Origin of the sequence: Ramlibacter paludis (assembly GCF_022012305.1) — a bacterium.
GTDB classification, from domain to species: domain Bacteria; phylum Pseudomonadota; class Gammaproteobacteria; order Burkholderiales; family Burkholderiaceae_C; genus Ramlibacter; species Ramlibacter paludis.
The window spans coordinates 44784-58761 of record NZ_JAKLTM010000008.1 but is presented as its reverse complement, the minus strand read 5'-3'; the positions used below and the strand labels follow the sequence as shown (position 1 = coordinate 58761).

Here is a 13978-nt window from a genome sequence, read left to right as displayed (position 1 = left end):
TCACCTCCTGCCTCCGCCGCCCCGGCCACCACCACCGCCGCCCCGTCCGCCGCCGCCGCCCCCACCTGCGCGGGCGCCGCCGCCGCCGCTGAAGCCACCGCTGGCCCTCGCCCCGCCGCCTCCGGCCGAAGACCGCGAAGCGCCGCTGTGCGATGCGCGGCTCTCGTTGCCGCGCGAACTTGCCCGATTGGCGCTGGAGCCCGAGTTGATGCCGCCGAAGGCATCGCCGCCGCCGCCCGAAGGCCGCGTCGAAGCGGAAGGACCGCCCGCGCCGCCGCGTCCGCCGGCCCCGGCCCCGGCACCGGCACGATCTCCACCACCGGCCCCACCACGCGGACCCGCACCCATGGTTCCGGTGCCGCCACGGCCGTCGCCGGCCCGGTTGCCTTGCCGGTTGCCGCCGCCGCCGGCCACCTGGCCCGGCTGCTTGTTCGACTTCCAGGTGCTGTTGCCGGCGTTGGTGCGATTGCCGCCACCGCGGTTGCCGCTGCCGATGTTGCCGGTGTTGACGTTGTTGTTGCCGCGGTTGATGGTGATGTTGTTATTGCCGCCGTAATGCGAGACGTAGTGGCCGCCGCCCCAAACGGCGCCGAGGGCCGCGCCCCAGATCACGCCCGCGGCCAGCGCCGCGCCGGGCGCGTAGGGATACCAGTACGCCGGATAAGGCGGCGAGTAAGGGTAGTAATACGGCGAGGCGCCGTACACGACCACCTGGCTCGGCTCGTACTGCGGCACGTAGACGACCTGCGGATCGGTGGGCTCGATCTTGATGACCTCCTGCTCCACGACCACGGTCTGCTGCTTGTCGGTCTTGAGGTTGCCCGCGGTCTGCGCGCGGCGGCGGAAGGCCTGCACCGCCTCCATCACAGAAGCGGTATCGGCCACCACCGCCTCGCCCAGGTCCTCCGTCCAATCCAGGTCGTTGCTCATCTTCTTCACGACCTCGGGATAGTTGACCAGCGACTTCACCGAATCGTCCCAGGCGGCATCGATCTGCAGCTTGGTGTCCGTTTTGCGCTTCTCGAGGAAGCGGTCGGCCTGCACGATCTGCAGCGGGAAGGTGGAGGCCGGGATGATGATGGCCACCAGGTCGTCGGGATACAGGGCGAAGGGGCCGACCAGCTTTTCCAGTTCGGCGGCGGAATAGACCTTGCCCGCTACGGCCTCGGTCGGTGCCGCCGGCACCTGGGCAAAGACCGGCCGCGGCGGCAGCGCCAGCGAAATGCAGGCCAGGGCGACGGCGGCAAGCAGGATATGACTCGGTCGGCTCATGTCGCGCATCCTGAAGATACTGTGGCGCCGATACTGGAACGCGCCGGACGCGATGCACAGTGGACCAAGGTCCCATCCAGCGCGTGGGACCTTGGTCCGATAGGCGCTCCCCCGGCGCGTGGCTAGAAAGGGCGGGTGCGCTCCACCCCCTTGCTTCGCCGGGCTCCGCGGGCAGCGGGGTTCGCCGCCGCGCTCCTGCTGGCCGGCTGCACCACGGTCGGCCCGGATTTCCAGCGGCCGCGCGTGCCGTGGCTCGATGCCTGGACCGGCGGCTCGCTGCAGACCGTGCCAGCGGCGGCGCAGCGCGCGCGCGGCAACGCGCCGGAGTGGTGGCGCAATTTCGGCGACCCCGTGCTCGATGCCCTCGTCGCCGAAGCGCAGCGCGCCAACCCGAACGTGCGCACCGCGGGCCTGCGCATCATGGAAGCCCGGGCGCAACTCGGGATCGCCGGCAGCACGCTCTATCCGCAGGTGCAGCAGGCCGGCGGCGACGTGCTGTGGGCGGGCGAACGCCGCGCCGGCGGCAAGGACATCAGCGCGGCGACCGCCAGCGCCAGCTTCAAGATCGGGTGGGAGCTGGACTTCTGGGGCAGGTTCCGGCGCGGCATCGAGTCCGCCGACGCCGCCTACTTCGCCAGCATCGCGCAGTACGACGACCTGCAGGTGCTGATGGCGGCGCAGGTGGCCAGCCTCTATTGCGCGATCCGCACGCTGGAAGCGCGGCTGGCCATCGCCCACCAGAACGCGGCGCTGCAAAAGCGCAGCCTCGACATCGCGCAGCGCCTGTTCCAGGGCGGTGCGGATTCGGAGCTGGACGTGGCGCAGGCCAGCGCGCAGTACCTCGCCACCTTGTCGACCATCCCGGTGCTGGAGACCGGCCTGCGCCAGGCGCAGAACGCATTGAGCACCCTGCTGGCCCGGCCGCCCGGACCGCTACCGGAGATGGCCGCCGGCCGCGAGCGCATCCCGCAGGCCACGCTGGAAGCCGTGGTCGACCTGCCGGCCGACATGCTGCGGCGGCGCCCCGACGTGCGCGCCGCGGAATCGCTGCTCGCGGCGCAGTCCGCGCAGATCGGCGTCAGCACGGCGGACCTCTACCCCTCGATCTCGCTGCTGGGCGTGCTGGGCGTGTCGGCGACTTCGCTCTCCGGTGCGGCGAACAGCTTCACCTGGGGCCTGGGCCCGAGCCTGGTGTGGAACGTGTTCGACCACGGCCGGCTGGCCAACGCGGTGCTGGTGCAGGACGCGCGCTTCCAGCAGCTGTACGAGCAGTACCAGGACGCGGTGCTGCGCGCCGCGCGCGAAGTCGACGACGCCGCCGTCGGCTTCGTCAAGACCGGGGAACAGATCACCTTCCTCACGGGCGCGACGCGCGCGGCGCAGCGCTCGGTCGAGATCGCCACCCTCCAGTACAAGGAGGGACTGGCCGACTTCGAGCGCGTCATCGACACCCAGCGCACGCTGTTCGTGCAGCAGGACCAGCTGGTGACCACGCAGGGCAACCTCACGCAGAACCTGGTGGCCCTCTACAAGGCCATGGGTGGCGGATGGGAACCCGCGCGCGCGCGCCCCGTGCTGGATGACGCCACGCGCGAGGCGATGCAGAAGCGCAGCGACTGGAAAGGCCTGCTGGCAGCCCCGCTGCCGCCGGCGGAAGCGAGGCCATGATGGAAGTGCAGGACACCCCCAAGCCGATCACGACCCGGCCCGCCACCAGTGCGCAGGCGCCGCGCAAGGAGACGCCCGCCATGCCGGTGGCCAGCGCTCCCGCGCCCGAACCCGCGCCGCCCGCGCCCGGCAAGGCCAGCCGGCGCGGTGCCATCGTGGTGGTGGTGCTGATCCTGGCCAGCCTCACCTGGTACCTGTTCGCCGATCGCCTCACGCCTTACACCTCGCAGGCACGTGTGCAGGCCTTCGTGGTGCCGGTCCCGGCGGAAGTGGCCGGCACGGTGCTCAAGGTCTACGTGAAGAACAACGACGAGGTGCAGCCGGGCCAGCCGCTGTTCGACATCGATCCTTCGCAGTACCGCATCGCGCTGCAGCGCAGCCGCTCCGATTACGAATCGGTGCGGCTCTCGGTCAACGCTTCGGGCGCCGCGGTGTCGGCCGCGCGCGCGGCCCTGGCGGCAGCCGTGGCGGGCAACACCTACGCGGAGCAGGATGCGGCGCGCATGGAGCAGATCTACGCGCAGGACCCCGGCGCGGTGTCGCTGCGCCGCGTGCAGAGCGCGCAATCGAATCGCCTGAAGGCGCAAAGCCAGGTGCGCGCCGCCGAAGCGGACCTGCGCCGCGCCCTGGAGGTCGCCGGCGCCGAGGGCGAGCGCAATGCGCAGATCCAGAGCGCGCGCGCGGCCGTCGAGAAGGCCGAACTGGATTTGAAGCGCACGCGGGTGTTCGCGCCCTCCGGCGGCTCGGTGACCGACTTGCGGACCGACGTCGGCCAGTTCGCGGCCACCGGCGCGCCGGCCATGACGCTGATCGCCGTCCACGACCTGTGGATCAATGCCGACATGACGGAGAACAACCTGGGCCACGTCAAGCCCGGCGCGCGGGCCGCCATCGTGCTCGATGCCATGCCGGGCGAAGTGCTCAAGGGCCGCGTGCGCAGCGTGGGCACCGGCATCCTCTCGGGCAAGCAGGCATCGCCGGGCACGCTGCCGACGGTGGAGAACAGCCGCGACTGGCTGCGGCAGGCGCAGCGCTTCCCGGTGGCGATCGAATTCGAGCCCGGCGAGCGGGCGCGCCTGGAGGGCGTGCGCGTGGGCGGGCAGGCCGACGTGCTGGTCTACACCGGCGACCATCCTTTCCTGAACTGGCTGGCCGGGATCTACATCACGGTCATGAGCTGGTTCAGCTACCTGTACTGAACGCCATGCACCCCGGCGACAAGGCGGTGCTGCGGCTGGCGGTCGGCCTCGGGGTCGCCGTGCTCGTCGCCTACGGCATGGCGCTGCGCCTGCCCTTCGTGTCCTGCGCGCTCGCGGTGGTGATCCTCTGCAAGCCGGGCCCACCCCTGGGTCTGGCTAAGGGACTGGTCGCCGGTTTCCTGGTGGCGGGCATGCTCGTGGCCGGCATCGTGATGGTGCCCCTGCTGGAGCACTTTCCCGTCACCGGCGTCGCGTTGACGGCCGTGGTGCTCTACGGCCTGTTCTTCGCCGGCGCCCGCAAGGCCGGTCCGTTGACGATGATCCTGGTGATCGCGTTCACGGTGATCCCGGTGGCGGGCGTCCTGGAGCAGGCGCTGGCCACCGAACTGGCCATGTCGCTGGGCGCGGGAGTGGCCACCGGCGGGCTGGTGAGCGGCCTGTCGCATGCCTTGTTCCCGGACCCGCCGCGCGCCGGGGCGCTGCCGGCGCCCGCCGGCGCGGACGCGGCCGGTGCGCGGCGCATCGCGCTGCAGGCCACCGTGGTGATCGTGCCGGTCTTCCTGCTCGCGCTGAGCAACCCGGCCTTCTACATGGCGGCGATCATGAAGACGGTGATGCTGGGCCAGCAGGCCAGCGTCCTGAAGGCGCGCAGTGCGGGCCGCGAACTGGTGGGCTCCACCTTGCTCGGGGCCGTGGCAGGGGCGCTGGTGTGGGGCGGCCTCACGCTGCGTCCCAACCTGTGGATGCTGATGCTGTGGGTCGTGGCCGCCGCCTTCTGGATGGGACGCCGACTGTTCCGCGTCAAGGCGAGCGGGCAGGCGCCCTCGTTCTGGCTCAACGCGCTGGTCACGATGTTCATCGTGCTGGGCCCGGGCATCGAGGACGCCTCTGCGGGGAAGGACGTCTATGCGGCGTCGCTGGCGCGCGTGGCCCTGTTCATGGCCGTCACGCTCTATGCGTGGGCCGTGGTCTGGCTGCTCGCGCCGGCTACTTCTTCTTCGCCGGTTCCACCTTCAGGGCAACGGCCTGCGCATAGGTAGCCTGGATCTGGTCGCCGACCTTGATCAGCTTGAGCTGCTCCGGGTCCGGCACGCGCATCTCCACCACCTGCTGCGGCCCCTTGAGCGTGACGATGCTGTTCTTGGCATCGACGGCCACCACGTCGGCGGTGACTTCGACCTTCTCGGCCACCAGGCCCGCAGGGCGTGCGCCGGCGGGCGAGCGGCCCGCGGCCGCCGTCGACGTCGCGCCGGGCAGCTCCTTGCCGTTCTTCTTCAACTCCAGCGACAAGGCCTCGACGTACTTGACCGTGACCTGGTCGCCCACCGCCACCTGCCCCAGGTTGCGGACCTCGGGCCCCGCCTGCAGCGGCAGCGTGTTGCCTTTCGGGCCCTTCAGGGTGACGGTGCCCTTCGCCGCGTCGATCTCGGTGACGGTCGCCACCAGGGTGCGTTCGCGCGCGGCGGTGACCTTGCCCGGCGACTTGGTCACCTGCGGCTTGTCGCCCTCGGCGAAGGTGGGCGTGGCCAGCGGCGCCAGCAGGGCCGAGCAGGCAAGGAGGGCGGGAAGTTTCTTCATGGCTTGCTTTCAGAAGGTGAAGGTGGCGCCCACCATGGGGCCATTGAGTTTCAGTTCCTGCAGCGCGTTGCCGGACTTCATCTCATAGGAGAGGTAACGCCACAGCAGGCTGACCTCGCCCCAGGAGAAGGCGTAGCCGATGCCGGTGGATGCCTGCCAGGTGAGGCGCGAATCGCCGGTGCCGGCGTCGAGGTAGAAGGGAACGACCCATTGCCGGGCGGAGCCGAACGCGTAGCGCCCCTTGACGCCGACCACGGCATCCCAGAGCGTGTCGCTGCTTTCGAAGGACCCGGAGCGGCGCAGCGGGTCCAGCGTGCCTATGCTGCCGGCGATGTTCCAGCGCACCGAACGTTTCAGGCGGAACATGCGCGCGCCGGCCAGGACGTCCGCGGTCAACGGAGCCGCCGCCGGCAGCCGGTATTCGCCGGCCAGCGTCCAGATGGTGCCCGTGAGGTCGAAGCCCAGGTCCGCCGAGGTGCTGGCGTCGAGCCCGCCGTTGATGCTGAAGTCGCGCGAGTTCTGCCGGTTGCCGCCCAGGCTCAGGTACATGTAGTCGGTGAACAGGCCCCAGCGCCCGTTGTGGGCCTCGAAGGCGCCCATGAAGAAGCCGTCGATGCTGTCGACGACCTTGCCGGAATCGATGTCGATGCTGGTGCCGCCGCCGTCCGCCGGCACGTTGCTGTGGCCGCTGAAGCTGGGGAAGTAGCCGTAGATGGACGCCCGGTAGCGCCAGCCGCCCTCGGCCTGCGCCGATGCAAGCGCCGGCGCCAGTGCCAGCAGTCCCGCGGCGAGGAGCTTGTTCACTTGACGGTGTACCCGCGGCCTTGCAGGCAGGCGGCGCGGGCATTGGCATAGGCGCCCTGGCCCGAGGCCGCAGCCTGCTGGCCCGCCGCCGCATTGGCACGGCGGCTGCGGGACCGTTCGGCCACGGCGCCGACCGCGGCGCCCTTGGCGGCGTCGCCATCCGCCACGCCCGCGATCACCGCCCCCTTGGCGGCGCCCCGGGCGCCGGCGCCCGGCGTGGTGCCGGCGGCCGTGGTGGCCGGCGCCGGCGGTGGCTTGGCGGGGTCAACCCCGGTCTGCTGCACGGCCCACGTATGGCAGGCCGCCTCGTCGCTTTTCTGCTGCTGCGGCGACTGGCCCTTGGCGGGGTAGACGTATTGCGCGGACGCGGAAGACGCCAGCGTGGCGGCGAGCGCGAGGGCCAGGAGCTTGTGTGTCATGGGCTTGTCATCTCGTGGCAATGGAAGGCCACTGTCGATGGGCGCGGCCGCAGCGTCTATTGGCCCTAGGGCCAACTCGCAACAAATGGACACATTCCCCTAAGGCCCTTGTCCTGCCATGGTGAATATTCCAGAATGTAAAGGGCGGTGTGTGCCGTTGCACACTTGGTCCAGCAATCGGAACGCAACCAGGAGATCCGGGATGCCGACCCCAGGGATGGGATCACCATGAGCTGGACGCTCGTCATCTGGTCCATGCTCGCTTCGGCCTGCCTCACGTTCGCGCTCATCCACCTGCTCGTCTGGCTGCGCGACCGCTCCAGCCTCACCAGCCTGTACTTCGCCCTCATGTGCGTGGGCACCGCCTTCCTGGCGCTGTGCGAAGTGCTCATGATGCAGTCCCGCACGCCGCAGGAATTCGCGCGGGTGGTGCGCTGGCTGCACGTGCCGCTGCTGTTGATCCTCGCGGCCCTGGTGGGCTTCGTCTACGTGTACCTGCAGTCCCGGCGGCTCTGGCTCGCCTGGACCGTCGTCGGCCTGCGCGCGCTTTCCCTGATGCTCAACTTCCTGGCCGGGGACAACATAAGCTTCCTCGCGGTGCAGGAACTGCGGCAGGTCGAATTCCTCGGCGACAAGGTCAGCGTGGGCCGCGGCGCCCCGAACCCTTGGATGGCCATCGGCCAGCTGAGCGTGTGGCTGTGCGTGGCATTCATCGTCGACGCGGCCCATGGTGCCTGGCGCCGCGGCGAGCGCGGCAAGGCGCTCGGCGTGGGCCTGGCCAGCGCCTTCTTCCTGGGTGCAAGCGCGCTGCAGGCCCTGCTGATTGTCTGGGGCGGCGTGGCCATCCCCAGCACCAACAGCGTATTCTGCCTGGGCATCATCGCCGTCATGGCCTATGCATCCAGCCGGCACGTGCTGGACGTCCGGCAGCTCGCGGCCCAATTGAGCGAGAGCGAGCAAAGGATGATGCTGGCGGCAGGCGCCGCCCGCCTGGGCACCTGGAGCCGCGACCTGGTGCGCGGCGACGTCTGGGCCAGCACCCAGTGGCGCGAGCTCTTCGGCTTCACGTCCACCGAACCCGTCACCCTCGACCGGCTGGTGCAGAAGGTCCACCCCGACGACCGACAGCGCGTGCAGCAGGCGCTGGGCGCGCCGCGGCCGCCGCGCCGGGTGTACACGATGGAGTTCCGCATCGTGCTGCCGGACGGCAGCGTGCGCTGGATCGCAACCCAGGGCCAGGCGGACTTCGATGCGCGCGGCAGGCCGCTGCGCATGCGCGGCGCCTCGATGGACTGCACCGAGCGCAGGAAGAACGAGGAAGAAACGCGGCTGCTGCGGCAGGAGATCGCCCACGTGGGCCGCATCTCGGTGGTGGGACAGCTGGCAGCGGCACTGGCCCACGAGATCAACCAGCCGCTCGGTGCGATCCTGCGCAACGCCGAAGCGGCGACGCTGTTCCTGCGCCGCGAAAAGCCCGACCTCGCCGAGATCGGCGCCATCCTCGAGGACATCCGCAAGGACGACCAGCGCGCGGGCGCCGTGATCGACCGCATGCGCTCGCTGCTGCGCCGCCAGACCGTGGAGATGCGCCCGATGGCCGTGGCCGAACTGTTCGCCGACATCGGGACGCTGCTGCGGCCCGAAGCGGAAGCCCGGCACGTGAAGCTCGACATCGCCCTGTGCCAGGACCTGCCGCAAGTGGCGGGCGACCGCGTGCACCTGCAGCAGGTGCTGCTCAATCTCGTGGCCAACGCCATGGACGCCATCGACGAAGCCGCGGCGCCCAGCCGCAGCGTGGTCGTCAGCGCGCGCCGCGAAGGCCCGCGCGCGGTGGAGATCGCGGTGAGCGACAGCGGTGCGGGCATCCCGCCCGCCCGCGCCTGCCATCTCTTCGAACCGTTCTACACGACCAAGGCCAAGGGAATGGGCATGGGGCTGGCCATCTCGCGCACGATCGTCGAAGCGCACGGCGGCACCTTGCGGGCGGAGAACGCCGAATCCGGCGGCGCCCGCTTCCTGTTCACCGTCCCCGCGGCCTGACCGGACCCATGACCGAACCCCACCCAACCGTCCACGTCGTCGACGACGACGAATACTGCCTGCGGGCCACGGCGCGCCTGCTCTCCGCGAGCGGCTATGCCGTGCGGACGCATTCGTCGGCCAACACCTTCCTCGCGCAATGCCGGGACGAGGACGCGCCCGGCTGCGTCATCGCCGACCTCGAGATGCCGGAAGTCGGCGGCCTGGCGCTGCAGGACGCCCTGGCGCGCGCGCCGCATCCCCTGCCCATCCTCTTCCTCACCGGCCACGGCGACATCGCTTCGACGGTGCAGGCCATGCGCGGCGGCGCCGAAGATTTCGTCGAGAAGCGCGCGCCCGCCGAAGTGCTGCTTGCCGCCGTGGAGCGCGCGCTGGCACGCGACGCGCAACAGCGCCAGGCGCGCGCGAAGCAGGCCTCATTGCGGGCGCCCTTCTCGTCGCTGACCACGCGCGAACGCGAGGTGCTGGAGCACGTGGTGCGCGGCCGCCTGAACAAGCAGATCGCCGGCGACCTGGGCATCCACGAGCGCACCGTGAAGCTGCATCGCATGGCGATGATGTCCAAGCTGGGCGTGCGCTCGGTCGCCGAACTCACGCGGCTGGCGTATGAAGCCGGCCTGCTGGCGCCGCTGGCCGCCGACCGCACTTAAGGGCAGTGGACAGTCCCCCGGCCCCCGGCGAGACTGGCCGCGCGTCACCATGATTCCCGCGCCCGTCCAAGTGGCTGTCGTCGACGACGACCCCAGCCTGTGCCGCTCCCTCGGCCGCCTGCTGCGCGCGGCCGGCATGGAGCCCGTCACCTACGGATCGGCCGAGGCCTTCCTCGCCGACACCGCGCAGCCGCCCTTCGACTGCCTCGTGCTCGACGTGCAGCTGGGCGGCATGTCCGGGCTCGAGCTCGGGCACTGGCTGGCGGCGGAAGGCGGCGCCCCGCCCATCATCTATGTCACGGCCTACGACGACGCCCAGACGCGCCAGCGCGCCGAACGCGCGGGCTGCGCGGCCTACTTCCGCAAGTCCGACGCCGGCGAGCGCGTGCTGGACGAGATCCGCCGGCTGGCCGGCAAGGGCGCCGCACCGGCGCCCGCGCTGCCATAGGACCAACGTCCCATTTCGCGCCGCACCGCGCCCGCGCAGACTGGCCCGGCCAGTCCAAGGAGTGCCGATGTCCAGCAAGCGCGCGATCGCAGCTTTCCTGCTCGCCTCGAGTGTCCTCGCCGCCGGCGCCATCACCCTCGGCGAGCAACGCATCACCGGCAACCGCGCCTCCACCAGCGGCACCATCTCCGCGATCGACGCGGGCGCGCGCTCGCTCACGGTCGATACGCCCCGCGGCCAGGCCACCTACCGCATCGACCCCAAGGTGAAGAACCTGGAGTCGTTCAAGCCCGGCGACGCCGTGCGGGTGGATTACGTCTCCCGGGTGGGACTCACCTTGCGGCGGGCGAAGGATGCGCCGGTCGAGGGCGCCGTCGCGCCCAAGCGCGGCCAGCCGGTCGGGCCCAACACCACGATCGTCACGCGCGTGCTCGGCGTGGACAAGGCGCGGTCCACCATCAAGCTGAAGGGGCCGCAGGGCCACGTCGAGGAATATCCCGTGGCCGACAAGGCGGACCTGGTCGGCGTGCGCAACGGCGACGAGGTCGTGATCGTCGTCTACGAACTCGCGGTCGTGGACCTCGCGCCGGCCAGGCGCTGAGCGGCGCCCGGCGCGCGCGCGGCCTGCCGCACCGGCGGCAAGGCGCAGCGGAAGGTGGCGCCGCCGCCGTGGTTGTTCTGTACCGACAGCGTGCCGCCGTGGTGCGCGGCGATCTTGCGGCAGATCGACAGGCCCAGCCCGAGCCCGTTCGCCTTGGTGCTGTAGAAGGGTTCGAACACGCGCCCGAGGAGCTCCGGCTTGATGCCGGGGCCGGTGTCGCTCACCAGGATCTGCACCGTGCCGTCGGCGCCATGCTGCGTGTCCACGCTCAGCACGCGTTCGGGCCGGCCGCTGTTCTGCATCGCCTCGCAGGCATTGAGCACGAGGTTCAGCACCAGTTGCTGCAGCTGCACCTGGTCGCCTTGCAGCAGGGGCAGGTCGCGGCAGAAGCTGGTCTTGAGTTCGACCTTGCGCAGCAGGAATTCGCCCTGTGCCAGGTCCAGCACTTCCTGGACGACGTGGTTGGCCTCGATCTGGGTGAACTCCTCGTCGCTGTTCTTCATCAGCAGGCGCAGGTGGTGGATCAGCACGCCGGCGCGCTTGTCGGCCTCGGCGATGTCGCGCAGGATGCTGCGCACCTCGGCGATGTTGGGCGGATCGTTCGACAGCATGCGCAGCGCCGCCTGCGCGTTGCTCAGGATCGCCGTCAGGGGCTGGTTCAGTTCGTGCGCGAGCGTCCCGGAAAAGTCCGTCAGGGACGCGACGCGCGTGAGGTGCGTGAGTTGCTGCCGCTGGTCCTGCGCCTCGATCTCGGCCTGCCGCTGCGCGGTGATGTCGCGCGCCATGCTGATCTCGCAGGCTTCGCCGGCCACGTCGACCGGCGCGGACGTGAGCAGCACGACCCGCGGTTGCCCGTGCCGGTCGCGCAGCGAGACCTCGGTGTTGCGCACCGGCTTGCCCGCGTAGGCCAGGGCCTGGAGCTTGCGCCGGCTGGGCGCATCGAGGTGGCTCGCCAGCGGCGCCACGCGGCCGGGCTCCTCGTGGCCCATGAGGCGCAGCCAGCCCGCGTTGGCTTCCAGCACCTGCCCGTCCTCCCGGCGGCTGATGGCCAGCGCGTCGGGGCCCGAGCGAAACGCGGTGGAAAACAGCTCCTGCGAATTGCGCAGCCGCTGCTGCACGTCGTGCTGGTCCTGCACCAGCCCCGCCAGCACCAGCACGGCGACCGCCACCGTGATCAGGAACAGCTGGATGGGCAGCACCGAATGCGCGAGCGCCGCCGACAGGAACGGGCCCTTGCCATGCGAGGCGCCGACGATCACCAGCACGGCGACGCCGGCAAAGGCGGTGCTGGCGAAGGACGGCCCGAAGCGCCAGGCGGCCCAGGCCAGGAACACCATGGGCAGGTAGAGGAAGCTCAGGGCCAGCGGCTGGGTGGCATTGATGTTGAAGGCGAGGATGCTGCTCACCAGCAGGCCGGCGGCCAGCAGCACGGCCTCGGGCATGCGTGCCCGCGCGAGCCGCGGAAAATCGCCGGGCGGCGCCTGCAGGCAGGCGACCAGCGGCGGCACGAAGATCAGGGTGGCCAGCATGTTGGAGAAGAAGCGCACTTCGAACAGGGTGGCGTAGCTCGCGTCGCCCCAACCGATGGTGCGCACGAAGGCGGCATCGAGGAAGGAGCTGAAGAAGGGCGCGGCGATGGCGGTGCAGAGAAAGCCGATCACCGACTGCGCGCTGCGCAGCATGGGGACCGGCCCGGCCAGGCGCGCCATGAGGGTGGCGCCGATCACGGCCTCGGTCACGTTGCTGACGAACCAGCACAGCACCATGGCGGTCGGCACGCCCCCTTCGATCTGGACCAGCAGGTGGGCCGGGAAGGCCGCGGCGACGAGGCCCCACCACCAGCGGCGCGGAAACAGGATCAGCGCCGCCATCAGCAGCGCGTTGGGCGGCCACAGGACGGAGATGGGCAGCGGACTGAACGTCAGCGCCATGCCCAGCTTGGCGCCGGCGAAGTAGGCCGCAGCGATCCCGGCTGCCGCGGCGGGGAACTGCCAGCGCAGGCTCTCGGCTTGGTTTCCGGCCATTACATGCATGGGGAACAAGACTGAAGCCCCGCCCTGGCCGCGGCAACTGCCCCAAAGGGCTAGTGCCGCGACCGCGCACTCTCCCTAGACTCATCCGGGCACTGGCGACTCCGTTCCGAACTCAGAGGGGAATTCAAATGCACACCATGATGCAGTTCGACCGCGCACCTCCTGCGGGGCGCGCCCCGCCCGCCTTGCCCACCGTCCACGTCGTCGACGATGACCCGATGGTCCGCACCGCCCTGTCGCGCCTGCTCGGCTCGCTGGGCTGCTACCGGGTGCTGACGCACGACTGCGCCGAGGACTTCCTCGCCGCCTACGACCCCGAGCTGCATGCCTGCCTGGTGCTGGACGTCGCCCTGCCCCGCCTCGATGGCATGGGCCTGCGGGACGCGCTGCGCGGCGGCGCGCATCCCGTCTCCATCGTCTTCCTGTCCGGGAAGGCCGACGTGCCGATGTGCGCGGACGCGCTGCGCCGCGGCGCCGTCGACTTCCTCACCAAGCCCGTCGACGAGACGCTGCTGTTCGAAGCGGTGGCTCGCGCGCTCGCGCAGGATGCCAGCACCCGCGCCCTGCAAGCGCAGCAAGCCGTCGCCGCGGAGCGCATCGCGTCGCTCACGCCGCGCGAGCGCGAGGTGATCACGCACGTGATGGCGGGCCGCCTGAACAAGCAGATCGCCGCCGACATCGGCACCGCCGAAAAGACGGTGAAAGTGCATCGCGCGCGCGGCATGGAAAAGATGCACGTGCGCTCGGTCGCGGAGCTCGTGCGCCTCATCGAACGCGCGCAAGTGCCGCTGGTCTAGTCGCCTGTACAAAGGGATACGACCAAGGTCCCATTGGCTCAGGCAGGCCGAACGCCTACTTTCTCATGAATGCCAGCCGCTTCTTCCCTCGTGGCCATCGTGGATGACGAAGAGTCCGTTCGCCGCGCACTCGGACGCTTGCTGCGCTCGGCCGGCTTCGACGTGCAGACCTTCGCATCGGGCGTGGAGTTCATCCACTCGCTGGCGCGTTCCTCGCCGCAGTGCCTGGTGCTGGACCTGCGCATGCCCCACATGACCGGCTTCGACGTGCAAGGCGCATTGCTGGAAGCGAAGGCCAACGTCCCGGTGGTCATCATCACCGGCGACGACTCGCTGGAGAGCCGCGAACTCACCCTGGGCCGCGGCGCCCGGGCCTACCTGCGCAAGCCGGTGGACGAGGCGATGCTGCTCGACGCGATCCAGAACGCCATCGGTCCGCAGCCGTCCCCGGGCTTCTAGCCCTCCCGCC

The 13978-nt window shown here is 70.6% G+C and carries 14 protein-coding genes; 9 read left to right on the top strand and 5 right to left on the bottom strand.

All coding sequences use genetic code 11. From position 1 onward, the window contains the following. Positions 1–1272, bottom strand: a complete 1272-nt coding sequence (locus LZ009_RS22010; protein WP_275700135.1) for a DUF3300 domain-containing protein — start codon at positions 1270–1272, stop codon at positions 1–3. A gap of 135 nt (positions 1273–1407) precedes the next feature. On the opposite strand from LZ009_RS22010, the gene LZ009_RS22005 reads away from it, so the two are divergent. From LZ009_RS22005 to LZ009_RS21995, 3 genes are read left to right on the top strand one after another with little or no spacing between them, the layout of a single operon-like run. Continuing rightward, a complete protein-coding gene (locus LZ009_RS22005; protein ID WP_275700134.1) occupies positions 1408–2940 on the top strand; it encodes an efflux transporter outer membrane subunit in 1533 nt (510 codons plus the stop codon). Further along, on the top strand, positions 2937–4139 hold the full coding sequence (locus LZ009_RS22000) for an HlyD family secretion protein (protein WP_275700133.1): 1203 nt from the start codon (positions 2937–2939) through the stop codon (positions 4137–4139). Before LZ009_RS22005 ends, LZ009_RS22000 begins: the two co-directional genes overlap by 4 nt. Positions 4140–4144: 5 nt before the next feature. Then, positions 4145–5179, top strand: coding sequence for a DUF2955 domain-containing protein (locus LZ009_RS21995; protein WP_275700132.1), 1035 nt, complete (start codon positions 4145–4147; stop codon positions 5177–5179). Here the strand turns inward: LZ009_RS21995 and LZ009_RS21990 are convergent. From LZ009_RS21990 to LZ009_RS21980, 3 genes are read right to left on the bottom strand one after another with little or no spacing between them, the layout of a single operon-like run. Beyond that, on the bottom strand, positions 5127–5717 hold the full coding sequence (locus tag LZ009_RS21990; RefSeq protein ID WP_275700131.1) for a hypothetical protein: 591 nt from the start codon (positions 5715–5717) through the stop codon (positions 5127–5129). The two genes, LZ009_RS21995 and LZ009_RS21990, sit on opposite strands and share 53 nt — an antisense overlap. 9 nt (positions 5718–5726) lie before the next feature. Then, on the bottom strand, positions 5727–6521 hold the full coding sequence (locus LZ009_RS21985) for a hypothetical protein (protein WP_275700130.1): 795 nt from the start codon (positions 6519–6521) through the stop codon (positions 5727–5729). Next, entirely contained in the window at positions 6518–6940 is a 423-nt protein-coding gene (locus LZ009_RS21980) for a hypothetical protein (RefSeq protein ID WP_275700129.1), read from the bottom strand. Before LZ009_RS21980 ends, LZ009_RS21985 begins: the two co-directional genes overlap by 4 nt. Positions 6941–7168: 228 nt before the next feature. On the opposite strand from LZ009_RS21980, the gene LZ009_RS21975 reads away from it, so the two are divergent. From LZ009_RS21975 to LZ009_RS21960, 4 genes are all read left to right on the top strand, one after another. Beyond that, positions 7169–8980 carry a sensor histidine kinase gene (locus LZ009_RS21975; RefSeq protein WP_275700128.1) on the top strand — a complete coding sequence of 604 codons (1812 nt, stop codon included), beginning with the start codon at positions 7169–7171 and terminating at the stop codon, positions 8978–8980. Positions 8981–8988: 8 nt separating this feature from the next. After that, positions 8989–9630 (top strand): response regulator transcription factor, encoded by a 642-nt coding sequence (locus LZ009_RS21970; protein ID WP_275700127.1) that lies wholly within the window; start codon positions 8989–8991, stop codon positions 9628–9630. Positions 9631–9679: 49 nt separating this feature from the next. Next, a complete protein-coding gene (locus tag LZ009_RS21965; RefSeq protein WP_275700126.1) occupies positions 9680–10078 on the top strand; it encodes a response regulator transcription factor in 399 nt (132 codons plus the stop codon). 67 nt (positions 10079–10145) lie between these two features. Further along, positions 10146–10679 carry a hypothetical protein gene (locus LZ009_RS21960; RefSeq protein ID WP_275700125.1) on the top strand — a complete coding sequence of 178 codons (534 nt, stop codon included), beginning with the start codon at positions 10146–10148 and terminating at the stop codon, positions 10677–10679. Here the strand turns inward: LZ009_RS21960 and LZ009_RS21955 are convergent. Then, positions 10637–12703 carry an MASE1 domain-containing protein gene (locus LZ009_RS21955; RefSeq protein WP_275700124.1) on the bottom strand — a complete coding sequence of 689 codons (2067 nt, stop codon included), beginning with the start codon at positions 12701–12703 and terminating at the stop codon, positions 10637–10639. The two genes, LZ009_RS21960 and LZ009_RS21955, sit on opposite strands and share 43 nt — an antisense overlap. A gap of 137 nt (positions 12704–12840) precedes the next feature. Between LZ009_RS21955 and LZ009_RS21950 the strand changes: the two genes are divergently transcribed. Next, entirely contained in the window at positions 12841–13509 is a 669-nt protein-coding gene (locus tag LZ009_RS21950) for a response regulator transcription factor (protein WP_275700123.1), read from the top strand. A 69-nt stretch (positions 13510–13578) separates the two neighbouring features. Then, complete coding sequence (locus tag LZ009_RS21945; RefSeq protein ID WP_275700122.1) at positions 13579–13968, top strand: response regulator transcription factor; 390 nt, start codon at positions 13579–13581, stop codon at positions 13966–13968. Positions 13969–13978: the final 10 nt, after the last annotated feature.

What these genes read in the sequence shown, in the direction of transcription:
- LZ009_RS22010 (WP_275700135.1), bottom strand. Translation starts at nt 1,272, where the DNA reads ATGAGCCGACCGAGTCATATCCTGCTTGCCGCCGTCGCCCTGGCCTGC.
- LZ009_RS22000 (WP_275700133.1), top strand. Translation starts at nt 2,937, where the DNA reads ATGATGGAAGTGCAGGACACCCCCAAGCCGATCACGACCCGGCCCGCC.
- LZ009_RS21995 (WP_275700132.1), top strand. Translation starts at nt 4,145, where the DNA reads ATGCACCCCGGCGACAAGGCGGTGCTGCGGCTGGCGGTCGGCCTCGGG.
- LZ009_RS21990 (WP_275700131.1), bottom strand. Translation starts at nt 5,717, where the DNA reads ATGAAGAAACTTCCCGCCCTCCTTGCCTGCTCGGCCCTGCTGGCGCCG.
- LZ009_RS21980 (WP_275700129.1), bottom strand. Translation starts at nt 6,940, where the DNA reads ATGACACACAAGCTCCTGGCCCTCGCGCTCGCCGCCACGCTGGCGTCT.
- LZ009_RS21975 (WP_275700128.1), top strand. Translation starts at nt 7,169, where the DNA reads ATGAGCTGGACGCTCGTCATCTGGTCCATGCTCGCTTCGGCCTGCCTC.
- LZ009_RS21970 (WP_275700127.1), top strand. Translation starts at nt 8,989, where the DNA reads ATGACCGAACCCCACCCAACCGTCCACGTCGTCGACGACGACGAATAC.
- LZ009_RS21965 (WP_275700126.1), top strand. Translation starts at nt 9,680, where the DNA reads ATGATTCCCGCGCCCGTCCAAGTGGCTGTCGTCGACGACGACCCCAGC.
- LZ009_RS21960 (WP_275700125.1), top strand. Translation starts at nt 10,146, where the DNA reads ATGTCCAGCAAGCGCGCGATCGCAGCTTTCCTGCTCGCCTCGAGTGTC.
- LZ009_RS21955 (WP_275700124.1), bottom strand. Translation starts at nt 12,703, where the DNA reads ATGGCCGGAAACCAAGCCGAGAGCCTGCGCTGGCAGTTCCCCGCCGCG.
- LZ009_RS21950 (WP_275700123.1), top strand. Translation starts at nt 12,841, where the DNA reads ATGCACACCATGATGCAGTTCGACCGCGCACCTCCTGCGGGGCGCGCC.
- LZ009_RS21945 (WP_275700122.1), top strand. Translation starts at nt 13,579, where the DNA reads ATGCCAGCCGCTTCTTCCCTCGTGGCCATCGTGGATGACGAAGAGTCC.